Consider the following 17,257-nt stretch of genomic DNA (forward strand, 5'->3'; position numbering starts at 1 on the left):
TCTCTGTCTCAAGTTCTTCGCTGTAATAACCCAAAATTATTCCTTTTCTTTCTTTGTCTGAGATTATCCTAATTTGCACAAGTTATTTGTTTTTCATTCCTTACTTGTTCTTGGCTATCAATTAACCAACCAAGTTTTGATCCTTCTGTTAGACAAGTTTGAATTTTTGAGATTAGTTTGGTTGTGCTTTGATCAATCGAGAGAATCTCAATTAGCCAGTCTGGAGCGCCTTGAATTGGCTCATTACTGGATGGGATACGACTTTGATGAATGATAGTTATATCTGGAACAACCGAGTTTTTGCTCAAAATACAGCGCAGTTCTGGAAAAGCTTCGTAGGTGCTATTAGTATTGTCGATCGCTCTAACTAAATACTTTTGCAAAAGGCTATGGTAAAAAGTAGGCATTGGCTTTTGCAATACTTGACCGTTAAGAAATTCCCAAGCTGGAGATTCTTCAATATTGGGAAGTTGAGAAAACTCATCTAAGGTAACTGGATGAACGGCTGCTAAAACCATAGCCACTTATCTCAAGACTAATGATCTCAACTTTATCACATACATAAATCAAGGTGGCGTTTCGCAACGCTTTTATTTTAAATGCCAACATTCACGCGCAATTTCCCAATCTTCTTGGGTATGAATTACTAGAACTCTTACCAACGAATCAGCAGTAGAAATATCTACATCCATCAATCTCTGATTGTTCTTATCTAAATCCAGTTTCAGTCCCAAAAACTCAAAGCCTTCACAAGCAGCAGCTCTAACTGTAGGTGCATTTTCACCAACGCCTGCGGTAAATACTAGAGCATCTAATCCGCCTAGACTGGCTAACATACCGCCAATATGCGATCGCAGGCTATGCACATAGACATCAAAGGCTAGTTGCGCTTGCTGATTGCCTTCAGCGATCGCCTTGAGAACTGGGCGAAGATCCGCAGAAATTCCTGAGACACCTAACAAACCTGATTCTCGATTTAATAGGCGATCGAGTTTCTCAGCATCCATATCAGGCTGACGTAATAAATGAATGAGAATCCCTGCATCAATGGAACCAGAGCGACTGCCCATTACCAAACCTTCAAGGGGAGTAAATCCCATCGTCGTGTCTATACTTTGACCATTACGAATAGCTGCTAATGAACAGCCATTTCCTAAATGACAGGTGATTAAGCGTAAATCTTCGACTTTGCGATTGAGAATACTCGCCGCGCGATCGCGGCAATATTGATGACTAATGCCGTGAAATCCATAGCGACGAATCCCCTGCTCAGTGTATTTCGTAGGGATCGCGTAAGTATAGGCAGCAGGAGCTAAATGAGCATGAAAAGCGGTGTCAAACACTGCAACTTGAGAAACCTTCCCAAACACCTTTTCGGCGGCAATAATCCCTTCCAAATTGGCGGGATTATGCACTGGTGCAAAGATGGCTAATTTAGCGATCGCCTCTTTCACATCGTCATTAATGATTGTACTGTGGCGATATTCTGCACCACCATGCACGACTCGATGCCCGATGATATCCACTTCTGAAGGACTTTTAAGAACTGGGGCTTCTCCACTCCACAGGGTTTCGAGCATATGCGCGATAATCTCAGCCCGTGAGGTTGCCGCAATTTCCTCTTCTAAAACCTTCCCATGTTGAGGTTTAACCCTTATTTCCGCAAACCCATCATGATGCGTCCAGTCGATACTCGCTTCCCAAATTGGTTCTGGTGGCGTATCGGGTAACCCACCTTCTAATTCGTATAAGCAACTTTTTTGGCTACTCGATCCCGCATTGAGAATTAATATCTTCATTATTTTTGTATCTACTTTGACCTGCTCTCACACTTACGATAACTTTGTCGCGATCGCACGTAGATCGGCGAGATCTTCTGCATCCTTCGGAGGCACAATCTCCACATCTAGCACTCTAAAACCCACTTGCATTATTTCTTGCAAAATATCATTCGAGTCTCCAATATAACGAGACGCGATCCCATCATGAATGATTTGTCGCGATCGCGGATCGAAATTGTCAAGCCAATATGTACTTTTGGGAACTTCATTACACATTGTGTTAATTGCCAAAATCCCGTTAGGTTTGAGAATCCGCACAATGTTCTCCAAGAAACGGCGGCGATCGCTAATAATGCAATGAAAACAACGCCCATCTAATGCGATATCAAAAGATGCATCATCAATCTCAGCCAAATCCAGTACATTCGCTTCTAGAAATGTAGCCTTAACTTCTGCCTTCGCTGCATTTTCGTTCGCCCAAGCGATCGCATTTGGCGCAATATCCACACCTACCACTTCATAGCCCGCTTGCACAAAGCGAATACTGAGATTGCCAGCACCACAACCTAGCTCCAAAAGTTTACCCTGCTTGGGAAAAGCTGCTTTTTGGATCATCGGCTGCCAACTATAGAGCCAATCTTCAGCATATCCACTACTCCAACCCTCATAATTTGGGTCGTTACGTCTATTCTGATAGGCGTGATCGTGACCGATATAATTGGTTCGCATTAAGCTCTCCACTTGAGTAGCGCATATTTTTACGATTAGGAATCACCCAACAAACTTTTAAGTGCCTGAGAGCGATCGCAGCTCGGCATCCATAAAACTGCGATCGCCTAAAACCTTAAGCATTGGGCCCAATGCACCAAACTGAACTACGCTTAGCGAGGCGGCTGGTACATCAATGCGATCGCGATATCTACCCATGTCGATTCCCAATAAACCGCAGAGAATGACGCGGATTGTTGCCTTGTGCGAAACGACTAATACATTACCTGATGGATACATTTCTTGAATTTCGGCAACTACAAATGAAGCTCGACTTGCCAGTTGTACCGCTGTTTCGCCTCCCGTTGGTGGATTCCACGCAGGTTCCGTTAACCAACGGAGGTAATCATCACTATAATTCTCTTTGACAAAATCATTGGTTAGTCCTTCCCATTTGCCATAACGCAATTCTTTCAAGCCATCTCGAAATTGCATTTCCATGCCGATCGCTTTGCATAATGGCGTGGCTGTGGCGATTGTTCGTTTCATGGGACTGACAAACACAGAATCCCATGCGATCGCTTTATAAGCGTCGCCAAAGGCGATCGCCATTTTTTCACCGTTAGCAGTTAACTCAGGATCAAGATCGCCACAATAGCCGCCAGTACGACTATAGGCAGTTTCTCCATGACGAAGCAGATATAGTTTTAAGCTCATAATTCCTTATTGATTTGCTCCCCTCTCCCAATGGGAGAGGGGCTGGGGGTGAGGGCTTAATGGGGATAACGCCAGTTCACGATTTCAGGCATATCGATACCATGCTCGTAAGCATATCGACGACAATCAATTTGTTGATTGAGCAAAGCTTCCTTCGCATGAGCACCGATATTTGTGAGCTTCGGCACACGATCAATCACATCGATCGCCAGACTAAAACGATCAACTTGGTTATTGATCGCCAGTTCCAAAGGCGTATTAATATTACCCTTCTCCTTGTAACCGCGCACATGCAGGTTTTTGTGATTAGCGCGGCGATAGGCGAGACGGTGAATCAACCAAGGATAACCGTGGAAGTTGAAAATGATTGGCTTATCAGTGGTGAACAGCGAATCAAAATCGCGATCGCTTAAACCATGAGGATGTTCAGTATCAGGCTGTAACTTGAACAAATCCACCACATTGATAAAGCGAATCTTCAACTCTGGGAAATGCTCCCATAACAGGATTGTGGCGGCTAAAGCCTCTTGAGTGAGAATGTCTCCACAGCCTACCATCACCACATCAGGTTCGACACCTTGATCATTGCTTGCCCAGTCCCAGATGCCTAAGCCTTTAGTGCAGTGCTTAACCGCATCTTCCATATTCAAGAATTGCAAATGCGATTGCTTATCACAAACGATCACATTTACATAATCAGTACTACGCAAACAATGATCAGAAACCGATAGCAAAGTATTCACATCGGGCGGCAAATAGATGCGTGTTACTTCTGCACTCTTGTTTACTACTACATCCAAGAATCCGGGATCTTGATGGGTAAAGCCATTGTGGTCTTGTCGCCATACTGTTGAGGTAATCAAGAGATTAAGCGACGAGATCGGCGATCGCCAAGGAATCTCTCTACTGATTTCCAACCATTTACAATGCTGGTTGATCATCGAGTCGATCACATGCACAAAGGATTCATAGGTCGAGAAGAATCCATGTCTTCCTGTCAGTAAATATCCCTCCAGCCAACCTTCTAAGGTATGTTCGCTGAGGATTTCCATCACGCGACCATCCGTAGCTAGTTCACCACCATCAACATCTTCAGGTAGGTATTCAGCAATCCAGAACTTCTTACTGACTTCATAAATCGCTTGCAGTTTATTAGATGTGTTTTCATCGGGACCAAAGACACGGAAATTGTCCATGTTTTGACGCATTACATCGCGCAAGAAAACACCTAAAGGCTTGGTATTTTCGGCTTCAATTGTCCCTTCCTTCTCGATTTTTACGCCATAACTGCGAAAATCGGGCATTCTTAAACCACGACGAAGTAAACCACCATTAGCGATCGGGTTCGCGCTCATACGGCGATCGCCTGTGGGAGCAAGATCCTTTAATTCAGGAATCAACTTACCTGATGCATCAAACAATTCATCAGGCTTATAGCTCTGCATCCAATCCGATAACATTTTTAAATGTTCGGGATTATTATGCATTCCCGACAGTGGCACTTGGTGCGATCGCCAAAAACCTTCGACTTTATGCCCATCGACTTCCTTTGGACCTGTCCAGCCCTTGGGAGTCCGAAACACGATCATTGGGAACTTGGCGCGTTTAGGAATACCCGTACTGCGAGATTCTTGCTGAATAGACTTAATTTCGTTAATACAGTGTTCTAAGGTAGCAGCGATCGCTTGATGCATTGACTCAGGATCGGAACCTTCCACAAAGTAGGGTTGATAACCGTAGCCAATAAATAGACTTTCTAGCTCTTCATGGCTAATCCGCGATAGCACTGTCGGATTGTTAATCTTGTAGCCATTCAAATGTAGAATTGGCAATACCGCGCCATCACGAATTGGATTGATGAACTTGTTGGAATGCCAAGCAGTGGCGAGGGGGCCAGTTTCCGATTCGCCATCACCGACCATCACAACCGAGATTAAATCGGGATTGTCAAATACAGTTCCATAGGCGTGGGAAACGCTGTAACCAAGTTCTCCGCCCTCATGAATCGATCCTGGAGTTTCAGGAGTGCAGTGGCTACCAATTCCACCAGGAAAGGAAAATTGCTTGAAGAAGAGCTTCATTCCCTCTTCATCTTCGCTGATATCATGATAAACCTCAGAATAGGTTCCTTCTAGATATACAGGACCTAAAATCCCTGGTGCGCCATGTCCAGGACCTGCCAAAAAGATGGCATTCAAATCGTATTTCTTAATCAGACGATTTAAATGCGTATAGACGAAACTCATGCCAGGACTCGATCCCCAATGTCCGAGTAGGCGATTTTTGACGTGTTCTGGCTTGAGAGGTTCACGCAAAAGTGGATTTTCGCGCAGATAGATCATCCCGATCGCGAGATAATTACAAGCCCGCCAGTAGGCATCGGTTTTCCGCAGCTCTTCGGCACTGAGAGGGGTTCCTGCAACAGTGGAGCGTGCAGAGCCATAGCAACTAATTGCTGTGGTAGCGGAGTCTGTGTCAGCCATTTTGAGAGGAGTTGTTACCATAAAATTACGATTTGTTCCTGTCGCTAATTAGTTTTATAACTTCTGACTTCACAACTCTACATGAGATTGCAAGAATTCTGGGTGATGTGTATATCTCTTTTAGATTAGCTAATTAGGATCGCTTTTCCCTATATCTGGTTTAGATTTGCGGGTGGGGATCGCTTATACTTCTATATAAGGTTTTACAAAAAGAGAAGACAGAGCGAAGCTTTGACTTCTCTTTTATTTGTATTTGTATTTTTGAGCAATTTGCACTGAAAGCTCCAAAATCGATTTTTATAATCAGAATTACTACTCAAATTCAAAATTTATTGTCAAAAAAAGTTAACATTAACTTAATAATTCTAGAAATCTTAACCAAGTTATTTTTCCATAGCTTGTGACAATAAATTACGCTAATTCACAAAAATATACTAATATTTTTGTGAATTAAAAGCAAGTTCAACAAGATTTTTAAAAGATGAAATGGCTAAGCCACTTTAATCTTTTGGTATAACCTTAAACTTCGCTAAAAACTAGAATCTTAGTAAATCAAACCCTTTGAACTCAAACGTCATGGCTCGACAACTCAAAAACATTGCACCGCATGGTGGTCAACTGATCAACCGCATGGCTACAGAAGCCCAAAAAGAAGTTTTTTATAGCAAAGCTGACCACTTGCCGATTGTGCAATTGACTGAGCGATCGCTCTCCGATCTTGAGCTAATAGCGATCGGTGGGTTTAGTCCACTGACAGGCTTCTTAGGTAAAGCTGATTATGAATCTGTCGTTTTAAATATGCGTCTCGCCAATGGCTTGCCTTGGTCGATTCCAATCACCCTGCCTGTCACCTCTGAAGTTGCCGACACCTTAAGCGTTGGTAGCCTTGTCCGTTTAAATGACCCCAGTGGCGTATTTATTGGAGTATTAGAACTAAGCGAAAAATATAAATACGACAAGCTCAAAGAAGCCCTCCATGTTTATCGCACCAACGAAGATCGCCACCCAGGAGTCAAGGTTGTTTATGCTCAAGGCGAAGTTTACCTCGCTGGTGATGTTTGGTTATTAGAGCGTCGCCCCCACCCTCTTTTCCCCACTTACCAGATCGATCCTGTAGATTCTCGCGAATTATTTATCGAAAAAGGTTGGCGCACCATTGTCGGTTTCCAAACTCGTAATCCGATCCATCGCGCCCATGAATATATCCAAAAATGTGCGCTGGAAATCGTCGATGGTTTGTTCTTACATCCTCTAGTTGGCGCAACTAAAAGCGATGATGTGCCTGCGGATGTACGGATGCGTTGCTATGAAATTATGCTGGAGCATTACTTCCCATTGGATCGGGTAACTCTAGCAATTAACCCTGCGGCGATGCGCTACGCTGGTCCCCGTGAAGCAATTTTCCATGCTTTGATTCGTAAAAACTATGGTTGTACGCACTTTATCGTCGGGCGAGACCATGCAGGTGTCGGTGACTATTACGGAACCTATGACGCACAACATATTTTTTATGAATTTGAAGATGGAGAACTAGGCATTATTCCTTTAATGTTTGAACATGCTTTCTATTGCAAACGGACTATGGGCATGGCAACCACCAAAACCAGCGCCAGTCTCCCTGAAGAGCGAGTACATCTATCAGGCACTAAAGTTCGAGAAATGCTGCGCCGTGGTGAATGTCCACCTCCAGAGTTTTCGCGTCCTGAAGTCGCTGCCGAGCTAGCCAAAGTAATGCACAAAATGGCGATCGAGGAAGCTTCTACAGGCTTTGAAATCTAAAAAAAGAGGCGCAAAGCGCCTCTTTTTTTAGATTTCAAGCATAACCAAACCCAGTAAAAGAACAAAATGGCGTAGCCATTTTGTTCTTTTACTGGGTTTGGGTTTTAATTCATAGAAGTGTCGTCACACTTTTGTGAATTGGTATTAATAGAGATATTGGGAGAAAATGGACGATTTCATAAAGAGATAGAAGAAAGTATCGAACTATATTGAAGCTCAAGAAGATAATGTAAATGCATTGGTAGAAGAAATCGCTGATTATAAATCTCAGCTTCAGGATTCAAGCGGTTTTGATAGGCTAGAGATAGAGTAATTTAGCTTTTGTTGAGAATAAGCTTAAACGATTAAGACAACTAAATCTTAGTTATGGAATTTCAATCAATGCGTTATTTACTACTGGCAATATTTACAATTTTGCCAGGTATTTTGGGAGTCTTGATCTTTGGATATCATGCTTTAGTAGATTGGCATAACTTACAACAAGCTTATATCCCATTCGCTAAAGCCGTTCAGAGTAAATCCAGCCTAGAAAATTTATTTGTCACCGAAGCAATGCAAAACATCCAGCGAATCAATCTTTTTGCAGATGGAGTTTGGACTCTTTTGAGCGTGATAATTGCCTCAATAGGTATCCACGGTATTTGTTTAGTTCCTCGAACCAGAAAATAAATGAAAAAGCTAAAACAGGCTGTTAAAACCCAAAAAGAGGTGCATTGTACCTCTTTTTGGGTTTTAGGGTTCGCTGATTGACTGTTCTTTTTGAGATCGCAATTCCTTAGCTCTAATCCTCTGCCAAACTTTAAAACAAGCATAAGCCATTAAGATCGTACTAATCGCCGCATAGGTTCCCCCCGCAGGCATTCCTGAAACCGCCATCGCGATACTACCAACCCAAAGGGTGAGAGCATAGATAAATAGAACTGTAAGCCGTTTAGAAACGCCTGCTTGGACTAAGCGATGGTGTAAATGCTGCTTACCAGCCGTCATTGGTGATTCACCCCGACCAATACGCTGCAAAATCACAGCCGTCGCATCCACAATCGGCACAGCCAAAATCATGTAAGGCATAATCAAAGCCACCGTCGCTACTGCCTTAACTAGTCCGATTACGCTTACTCCAGCCAGCGTAAAACCTAAGAAATAAGCACCACCATCGCCCATAAAGATTTCTGCTGAGCTTTTAGGCTTGAAGTTGTAGCGCAAGAAGCCTAAACATCCCCCAGCAAGTGCTGCGGCAATCAGCGCTGCCGCAGGTTGCTTCATAAATAAACTAGTAATTAAAATTACAGCAGCAGCGATCGTGGTTACCCCTGCGGCAAGCCCATCGAGTCCATCTAGCCAGTTGATTGCATTTGCCATCCCTGATAGCCACACCATCGTAATTGGCAAGCTGAACCACCCAAATTTAACAATGCCTATAAATGGCACTGAGATAAAGTCTATTCTCACACCCACACGCCATGCCGCAGCCGATACTGCTAACTGAGCAATTAAACGCGGTAATGGCGGTAAGTTAAACAGGTCATCAGCAAACCCAATCAGGAAAAAAGCTGCGCCACCAATGGTTACGCCCCAGACTTCATATTCTCTAGTTTGTGGTAATATCCCAAAGTATCCGCCTGCCCACACTAGCAGCAAGGCGCTGACACTGCCCAAAAAAATTGCTACCCCACCAACGCGCACGACTGGCGTTGTATGCATTTTACGGTGATTAGGTTTGTCTACTAATCCTGCTTTTAGTCCAAAATGTCGAATAATTGGTGTACTCAGCCAGACCACGATCGCAGATACTGCAAAGGCGACCAAGTAAGGAATGGCAGTTGGATGCAGCATTACAAGAATAAAATTAAGTACTGGAGTTGGGCAAATTTATGCTTGCAAGCATAACACTGGATTGGCTAAACGCAACTATATTAAAGCCAATTTAAAGAGAGTGCTAGACATTCTCTTTAAATTGGCAATTCTCATTATGAAACCGATTTTGGTGTTGCCAGCGCCGAAGGCTCTGGCAACACCAAAATCGGTTTTTTGAAAGCCCGCCGTCGGCGGGCTTTCAAAAAACCGATTTTTATAATGAGAATTGTTGCTCTTTAAATTGGCTTTAATATCTGGTCAAAAATCATGTTAAGATTAAAAGCCGTGTCAAAAATTTTGATCATCAGTAAACGTTAGGCATTAGTTCATGAAAGTTGTTAGCTCCCTCAGATCGGCAAAAACTCGCCATAAGGACTGCAAAGTTGTGCGTCGTCGCGGCAGAATTTATGTCATTTGCAAATCAAACCCAAAGTTCAAAGCTCGTCAAGGATAATCAACGATTTTGCGTTATTTATCACAAAGAAAGAAAAAGCCCGTCATATGACGGGCTTTTTCTTTCTTTGTGATAAATAACGCAATTTGTGCTGTGCTCTCATCGTTGGGCTTGTCGCGCTCTGTGCAAACATTCCTGCAATTTCTGCGCCAATATTTGTATCTGTGGCTCGCGGAACATGGTCAGATGATCGCCGGGAACAGTTTGGATCTCTACTCCTCCAGAGGCTAACTGCCCCCAACCTAGATCCCAATCTAAAAGCGGAATCCCCACCACATACGAGTCCTGTATATCTGCTCGAAATAAAGTTACCTTGTCAGGATAAGGCTGGATTACATAGTTTTTCATTGCTTCTACGGCAGTTTTTTCTAGTATCTCCTCGATCGCAAATTGACGTAAATAGAATGGCAAGGGCAATTGCAACCGATTATAAAAACGTCGCGCAGTTTTCTTTGTCCAATACTGGGAGCTAACGTTTAACCAATCTTGCCATGATGGAAGTTTTTGGGAGATATATGCAAATCCTATTTCTCTAAAGTTTTGAAAATGCAAGAAAATTCTCTTGCGAAAAGGTAGCCTAACTATATCCTTGGATACATTTCTGCCATCAAATAAAGCTAACAAGGCGACTCTTTCACCTTGTTGATATAGCTGTTGAGCCATCTCCCACACAATTTTACTTCCAAAAGAAAATCCTCCTATAAAATAAGGTCCTTTAGGTTGTACTGTTCGTATCGCTTGAATGTAAGAAGTTGCCATTGCTTCGATACTGGTGTGAGGAGGCTGTATCCCGTCTAAACCTCTTGGTTGCAGTCCGTAAAAAGGTTGGGATTCACCCAAATATTTAGCAAGTTTGTAATACAGGATAACATTGCCATGAATGCCAGAAACACAAAACAAGGGAGGGTAAGTTCCAGAATCTTTGACAGGAATAATGGGGACGAGGGGCTGCCAAGAAGATATCACTACTTCGGACTGTAAGATTTTAGCCAATTTTTCTATGGTTGGAGCCTCAAAAATAACTGATAAAGATAGATTAATTTTAAATTGTTTATAGATTTGGGCAAAAAGGTTTGCAGATAAAAGAGAATTTCCTCCCAATTCAAGGAAATTATCATCAACGCTAATTTTTTCAATTTTTAATAACTTTGACCAAAGGCTAACTAATTTTCTTTCTGTATCATTTCTAGGTGATACAAAACTAGCTTTAGGAGATGGCTTAGGTAGAGGTAGATTTTGCCGATCAATCTTGCCATTTGGAGTCAAATATAGTTGTTCTAGCTCTACAAAAAAGGTTGGAATCATATAACTGGGGATCTTCTGTGCTAGGAATACACGTATTTCCTCAGATCTGGTCTTTTGGTTAGCTATAAAGTAAGCACAGAGACTCTTCAACCCAGTATCATCCGTACAAGTAGTTACAATCACTTCTTTAATACTCGAATACTGAGCTAGTGCGGATTCGATTTCTTCCAATTCAATCCGAAAACCACGAATTTTTAATTGACTATCAATGCGTCCTAAAAACTCTATATTACCATTGGGCAAATAGCAAGCTAGATCGCCTGTCTTGTATAGACGTGAATTAGATTGAGAATTAAAAGGATTAACAATAAATTTTTCATCTGTTAACTTTGGTTGGTTAAGATAACCTTTGGCGACTCCAACTCCACCAATATAAAGTTCACCAGGAATATTCACAGGCACAGGTTGAAGTTCTGGATCAAGAATATAAACATTGGTATTGGCAATGGGACAACCGATATGTGGAGATTCAATCTTTTGCTTATCCCGATCAAATAAGACCGCAGCCGTACAATGCACTGTCACTTCAGTCGGTCCATAAATATTGATTACTTTAAGCACATTGGTGGAAGTCATTAACTTTTCCAATAATGCTTGGCTAATTGCTTCACCACCTATAGTAAGAGTTCTCAAAGAAGTAGGCAATGAAAATTCATCTATAAATTTTTCGATAATCGATGGGGTTGCCCCAATACAAGTAATCTGATTGAATTGAGAACATCTTGGCAATGAAAATAAATTATCAACAATGACTGACTTTCCTCCTGCTAACAATGGAGTAAAAAGTTGAACAACACTTGCATCAAACGATATTGGTGATGTTAATGGAACAGCTATTAAATCTTCTCGATCTAATAGCTTGGTTATGCGATAAAACATCATGTTAACTAGACCTTGATGCCTAATTTCTACCCCTTTCGGTTTACCTGTCGATCCTGAGGTATAAATTACATAAGCTAAGTCTTTTGCAGTAACGTTACTATTTACATTTTCGGTAATCCTCTCTTCCGTAATCTGTAAATCTTCTATACAGATTATCTGAATCTGTTGTTGAGCTAATGATTTAGCTAGGTTTTGTTGAGTTAATAGAAGAGAGATTCGAGAATCTGAAAGCATATACATCAGACGTTCTTGAGGATAATTGGTATCCAAGGGTAAATAAGCACTACCCGATTTAAGAACACCTAATATGCCTATAACCATCTCAATAGAACGTTCCATATAGATGCCAATCAACATGTTACGATCAGCACCAAGACTTTGCAAATGATGTGCGAGTTGATTAGCTCGTTGATTTAAGGCTTGATAAGTTAACTGTTGATTTTCACAGACAACAGCGATCGCATTAGGCGTTCTTTCTACCTGTTGTTCAAATAAATGATGGATACACTTATCGGCTGGATAGTCTGCTTGCGTGAGATTCCAATCCACTAATAGCTTATGCTGCTCAGTTTTGGTAAGAAGTGGTAATTGGGAAATCAATTGATCAGGGTCAGCCAGAATACTCTCTAGCAACTGCTGAAAATGTCCCGCCATCGAAGCGATCGCTTCAGTTTCAAATAAATCAAGATTATATTGCCAATTAGCTTTAAAGTAGCCCTCTGTTTCCATAATGCTGAGAGTTAAATCAAAAGGAACACCGCGTTGATGACCCAGTTGCATAGGTTTGATTTGTAGCACATTCTGTGTTTGATCCCACCGTTGTTTATGCCATGTAAAAGCGATTTTGAGTAGCTTAAAATCACCAGAGTCACCTCGATGAAGTTGCTGAATTATATTAGAAAAGGGATAGTCTTGATACACTTGAGCTGATGAAACAACTTGATTAACTTGCGCCAATAATTCTCTAAAAGTTTGATTTTTAGTTATCTTAGTCCGTAAAACTACAATGTTAGAAAAAAAACCGACAATATTTTTGAATTTATCCTGCCCATCACGACAAGCCATTGGGCTGCCAACCATAATATCTTCATGACCTATATAACGGTATAACAAGATTTTAAATACAGTCAGCATAACTCTATCAAGCGAAACTCCATTAGCTTCAGCCAAACGTTTTAGGCTCTCGATCAAATTTGGAGTAATGTCTACTATGTAAGAGCAATTACTTAGAGTTTGGGTTGCTAAATTTTGTTTTTGGAAAGGTAAATTTACAATCGGTAGCTCACCACTTAACTGTTTTTGCCAGTATTGTTGTGATTCCTGACCTCGATCACTATTTAGCATATTTGACTGCCAACTCACATAATCACTATAAGGAAAGCAGTCTGGAAGTGTTTCTAGTTTCTGTATAGATTCAATAGGAAAATCCTTGTATATTTCCCTAGCATAAAGTATCTGGAGATCTTGTATCAGAATATCAAAAGACCATAAATCACCTGCGATGTGATGCATTGTAATCAATTGAATATATTCATCCGTAGAACAGCGAAATAAATATATTCTGATGATTGGTCCATGCTCTAGGTCAAAAAGCCGATCAGATTCTTTAAATATTTGAGATTTTAGTTTGTCTTCACTCCAGCCTTCAGAATCAATTATCTCAATGTAACTATCCAAATGGGCCTTAATTTGCTGGACTACTTGTCCTTCAATCTTTTTATAAGTTGTTCGCAAAATACTATGGCGATCAAATAATTGCTCCCATACTCGATGCCATGCCTCAACATCTAATGCTGATTTAATTTGTATAGTCGAATAAATGTTATGGGACTTGTTTAATGGTTGAATTTGGGCGAGAAGCCAAAGTGCTTTTTGTCCTTCAGAAAGTGGCAAAAATATTTCCGATGAATGAGAAGATTTCAATCCTTTATTTTGGGATACTATCTCTTTCATGATATTTAACCGATCTATAAGTTGATCTGTAATAGATGTATTGGGAAACAAACTGGAGTTTAGACTAAAAAAGGAAAAAAAGCAGAGCAAAAGAGATACAAACTGCCTAAAGTAGATGAAATAGGACTTACGCAAAAATGCCTTACCCCCCCATTTTATCGTAGGGGCAATTCATGAATTTCCCCTACATTTCGTCCTTTTGAGTAAGTCCTATGAAAAAGAAAAAGCACATCTACAGCCATGATTATTGATAAATTACAGGAATTCCGTCAACAGTTGTATAATAAATTGCTGAGATTTAATCACCTTCCGCAAGCTAATATTCATCGACTCAATCGCATTGGTAGTATAAATCGCCCTGCGAATCTCAGAGGGGAAACAAACCTTTGTACCTCGCTTGCTTGAAAAGCGCTATAAAGGTCAAAGATAAAGTGACGGAGAAAGTCGAAACCAAAGCGCAAAGGGAGTCGACCATCCCAAAGGTCAAAGCTCGTCAAGGATAATCAACGATTTTGCGTTATTTATCACAAAGAAAGAAAAAGCCCGTCATATGACGGGCTTTTTCTTTCTTTGATGATGAGAGACAGAACAAAGTGCTGTCTCTCATCGTATTGGATTGCTCCTAACGTACACGCACAGCAAATCTAATAAATCCATAGGAATTAGTTGGCGTACCTACTGCCGTCGCATTAGGGACATTTGTAGTTGCACCAAGTCGGACTAAGATTGCTCCATCAGGATTTGTGCTTCCATCGTTACAGGGAGCAGGTGCATTAGTAACCGATACATTTGTCGCTAAAAACTGACCTGTATCTGCATCTGGTACATTGCTGATGGCGACTTTGCCTGCCCCAGTTGAGGTTGTCGGATCGGGTAAAATTGCCGCCGTGCTGTCCCATCCCAAAACAATTCCATTACCAGATCCATAGGTGTCAGGCTGAAAAGTTGTATTCGCGGGGATGCGATCGCATAATTGGACATTTCTTGCAGATCGTCCGCCATTGGAGAGGAAATAGATTGTATATTCTATTACATCATTTGGTTGAACTGAAGGTACATCGATCGCCCCTCGTAAGTATTGGGTATTAGCTGTCGGCCAATTGGGATCGTTATCATTGGATGTGGCTGTATTGGGCGCATCTGCGAACCCAGTAATGGGTATGTTATTAATTGCTGTGATTCGTTTGACTAGGTTGAGATTTGGAGGAGCACCCACTGTTACATCTTCGCCATTATTATCAATGTAATTGACTGTTCTCGTTCCACCAGTTGCAGGATCATTATAAGTAGCTGAAGCAGGGTTATTGTATGTTCCGTTCGCAACTCCTGCGTCCACATTAACCGTAAACTGAATTTGTACTGAACCACCACCAGGAATCGAAAAAGTACCCCAAGATAAGTTACTTGTTCCTGCTGTAGGCGCAGATGTAGTAGGACGTGTTGCACCTCCTGTCAAAGTAATCGTAGGTGCGGGAATAGCAGCAAGAGTAAACCCTGCGGGTAGACTGTTGTCGTTGATAACGACATTATTGGCTGTGACTAAACCTGCACCATTACTAACAGCAATTGTATAGGTGGCAGTACCACCTGGATTTGTGGTAGGTGTACTAGTAGTTTTTACAACTGTTAAAGCAGGAACACAAGCTGCGCCAGAACTAGCTCCAGGGATAACACCAACTGCAAGGGGAACGGCTAATCCAGTTCCAGCTACAGCCCCATTATTGGGGTTAGCTGCAATACCAGTAACACCTGCTATACCCCCTTGTAGGTCAGCTATCACACCAGGATTAGAAACCACAACACCGCCGCCACCGCCGCCGCCTGGACCATGAGCTTCATTGAATATCGCACTACCACCATTACCGCCCCTGACGTTAACGGTAAGTCCTGTAAGATTGTTGCTCAGCGCAGAGACTAATACACTACCGCCAGCCCCGCCGCCGCCGCCGCCATCTCTGGTTACATTACGAGCATTTGAGCCATTAGCACTGATTGTTCCTGTGCCACTTACCGTATTAGTGCGTAACATTACTAATCCGCCACCCGATGCGCCACTGCTAAATAAGCCACTGCCAGAAGTATCTGTGTTAGGTGGTGAAAAAGAACCATTGTTGGTTGTTCCTGAACCACCTCCACCACCAAGTACTAAAAGATTGGTAGCCGCAGGAAAAGGCGCACCACCAAATCCACCTGTTGGTAGGTCTGAAAGCCACGCTCGGCCACCAATCCCTCCAGAGCCGCCATTACTACCACCACCTCCGCCAGAATTTTCATCGTTAGCATTGCTATTCCCATCAGTACTTCCACCACCTGCATTGCCAGGAGCACCACGACCATAACTGCCAGCGGGATAACCTTCAGTTGTGTTGTCAACTTCCGCTAGGGTAGTTGGATTAATTACATACCTTGGCGTTCCTGCTATACCTTCTGCCTTAGAGCCATTTTTAGCCAATGTTGCAAGAGTTCTGTAATCAGTATTGGGACTAACAGCACCACCGAGTACCCGACCTGCTCCACCTCTAAACCCTCTACCATCCACATTTATGCTGCCAGTTAGGTTTAGGTTGCCAGCGACATCATAAGCCACGATTCCGCCTGTGTTGCCATTCCAAAATGATGACGTAGCAGAACCTAGAGTAGCACTGGAATATTGTGGTACGCGCACAACTTGATAAGCCTGTTTTCCTTGAGTTACTGTTGCTGCTGCACTGGAATAGCTGTTGATCAGCCCTCCTCCATTAGTGCCAATAATGGGTACTGAACCTGCGGCTACAGGACCAGTCGCTACTACATATTCATACCTACCAGCCGTACCACCAGTAAAACCACTAGCACCATTGGTAGGTTGTGTGCCTCCTGCTGCTAAAGCTGGCACATCTCCACCGACACCATCTCCATAAGCATCGGTATTAGTAGAGTTGATCGTGGCATCCTGCGTTTGAATGATCAGCAATAGATCTCCAGCAGTGATCGCAGTGAGAGCGCCATTAACATCTATAGCTCCAACGGAAATCGAAGTGGCTCCTGCTGTGGCTGTGCCTATCCCAGGATAATAGGTGTTAATCACTCCCGCAGGAGCGCCAACACCGTCTTTGCCAGGTACTGCACATAAAGCAGGAGTTGCTTGAGCGTTAACTGGCTCTATGAATGATGGGAGTGAAATTTTACTTGAAGTGGTAGAAAAGAAGACTTGAGAAAATGGAATAGGGAAAAAGGAAAAAAATACAAATAAACAAGCTAAAAGTAAGGTTGACCACTTACGACGGTAAGCAGAAATTAGCTTTTTTATAGACTTTTCTATATTTATCGGTAGATTGAATCGTGGATTCATGTTAATGACT

At 42.2% G+C, this 17,257-nt stretch carries 11 protein-coding genes; 3 read left to right on the forward strand and 8 right to left on the reverse strand.

Annotation, left to right across the window (positions count from 1 at the left end; translation table 11 throughout):
* Window positions 1-68: 68 nt before the first annotated feature.
* The 5 genes from H6G05_RS22185 to H6G05_RS22205 all read right to left on the reverse strand — a co-directional run bounded on the left by H6G05_RS22185 (window position 69) and on the right by H6G05_RS22205 (window position 5,710).
* On the reverse strand, window positions 69-518 hold the full coding sequence (locus H6G05_RS22185) for a Uma2 family endonuclease (protein ID WP_190581656.1): 450 nt from the start codon (window positions 516-518) through the stop codon (window positions 69-71).
* Between the two features lie 72 nt (window positions 519-590).
* On the reverse strand, window positions 591-1,799 hold the full coding sequence (locus H6G05_RS22190) for an acetate/propionate family kinase (protein ID WP_190581658.1): 1,209 nt from the start codon (window positions 1,797-1,799) through the stop codon (window positions 591-593).
* A gap of 33 nt (window positions 1,800-1,832) precedes the next feature.
* Window positions 1,833-2,510, reverse strand: a complete 678-nt coding sequence (locus H6G05_RS22195; protein ID WP_190581660.1) for a class I SAM-dependent methyltransferase — start codon at window positions 2,508-2,510, stop codon at window positions 1,833-1,835.
* Between the two features lie 57 nt (window positions 2,511-2,567).
* Window positions 2,568-3,206 carry a histidine phosphatase family protein gene (locus tag H6G05_RS22200; protein WP_190581662.1) on the reverse strand — a complete coding sequence of 213 codons (639 nt, stop codon included), beginning with the start codon at window positions 3,204-3,206 and terminating at the stop codon, window positions 2,568-2,570.
* A gap of 56 nt (window positions 3,207-3,262) precedes the next feature.
* Window positions 3,263-5,710, reverse strand: a complete 2,448-nt coding sequence (locus tag H6G05_RS22205) for a phosphoketolase family protein (RefSeq protein WP_190581664.1) — start codon at window positions 5,708-5,710, stop codon at window positions 3,263-3,265.
* A 555-nt stretch (window positions 5,711-6,265) separates the two neighbouring features.
* Between H6G05_RS22205 and sat the strand changes: the two genes are divergently transcribed.
* Complete coding sequence (sat, locus tag H6G05_RS22210) at window positions 6,266-7,468, forward strand: sulfate adenylyltransferase (RefSeq protein ID WP_190581666.1); 1,203 nt, start codon at window positions 6,266-6,268, stop codon at window positions 7,466-7,468.
* 366 nt (window positions 7,469-7,834) lie between these two features.
* The gene (locus H6G05_RS22215) at window positions 7,835-8,137 is read left to right on the forward strand and encodes a hypothetical protein (RefSeq protein WP_242025745.1); all 303 of its coding nucleotides are present in this window, start codon (window positions 7,835-7,837) and stop codon (window positions 8,135-8,137) included.
* 63 nt (window positions 8,138-8,200) lie between these two features.
* Here H6G05_RS22215 and H6G05_RS22220 read toward each other — a convergent pair whose 3' ends face one another.
* Window positions 8,201-9,301, reverse strand: a complete 1,101-nt coding sequence (locus tag H6G05_RS22220; RefSeq protein WP_190581668.1) for a glycosyltransferase family 4 protein — start codon at window positions 9,299-9,301, stop codon at window positions 8,201-8,203.
* A gap of 349 nt (window positions 9,302-9,650) precedes the next feature.
* Here H6G05_RS22220 and ykgO point away from each other — a divergent pair, with 349 nt between their 5' ends.
* Window positions 9,651-9,776: a type B 50S ribosomal protein L36 gene (gene ykgO / locus H6G05_RS22225; RefSeq protein ID WP_094534052.1), complete on the forward strand. Its 126-nt coding sequence runs from the start codon at window positions 9,651-9,653 to the stop codon at window positions 9,774-9,776.
* 99 nt (window positions 9,777-9,875) lie between these two features.
* On the opposite strand, the gene H6G05_RS22230 is transcribed toward ykgO, so the two are convergent.
* Together H6G05_RS22230 and H6G05_RS22235 are read right to left on the reverse strand one after the other, a co-directional pair.
* A complete protein-coding gene (locus tag H6G05_RS22230) occupies window positions 9,876-13,916 on the reverse strand; it encodes a non-ribosomal peptide synthetase (protein ID WP_190581670.1) in 4,041 nt (1,346 codons plus the stop codon).
* Between the two features lie 622 nt (window positions 13,917-14,538).
* Window positions 14,539-17,247 (reverse strand): beta strand repeat-containing protein, encoded by a 2,709-nt coding sequence (locus H6G05_RS22235; RefSeq protein ID WP_190581672.1) that lies wholly within the window; start codon window positions 17,245-17,247, stop codon window positions 14,539-14,541.
* Window positions 17,248-17,257 lie beyond the last annotated feature (10 nt).

Source organism: Phormidium tenue FACHB-1050, from assembly GCF_014696925.1.
GTDB lineage: Bacteria > Cyanobacteriota > Cyanobacteriia > Pseudanabaenales > Pseudanabaenaceae > Pseudanabaena.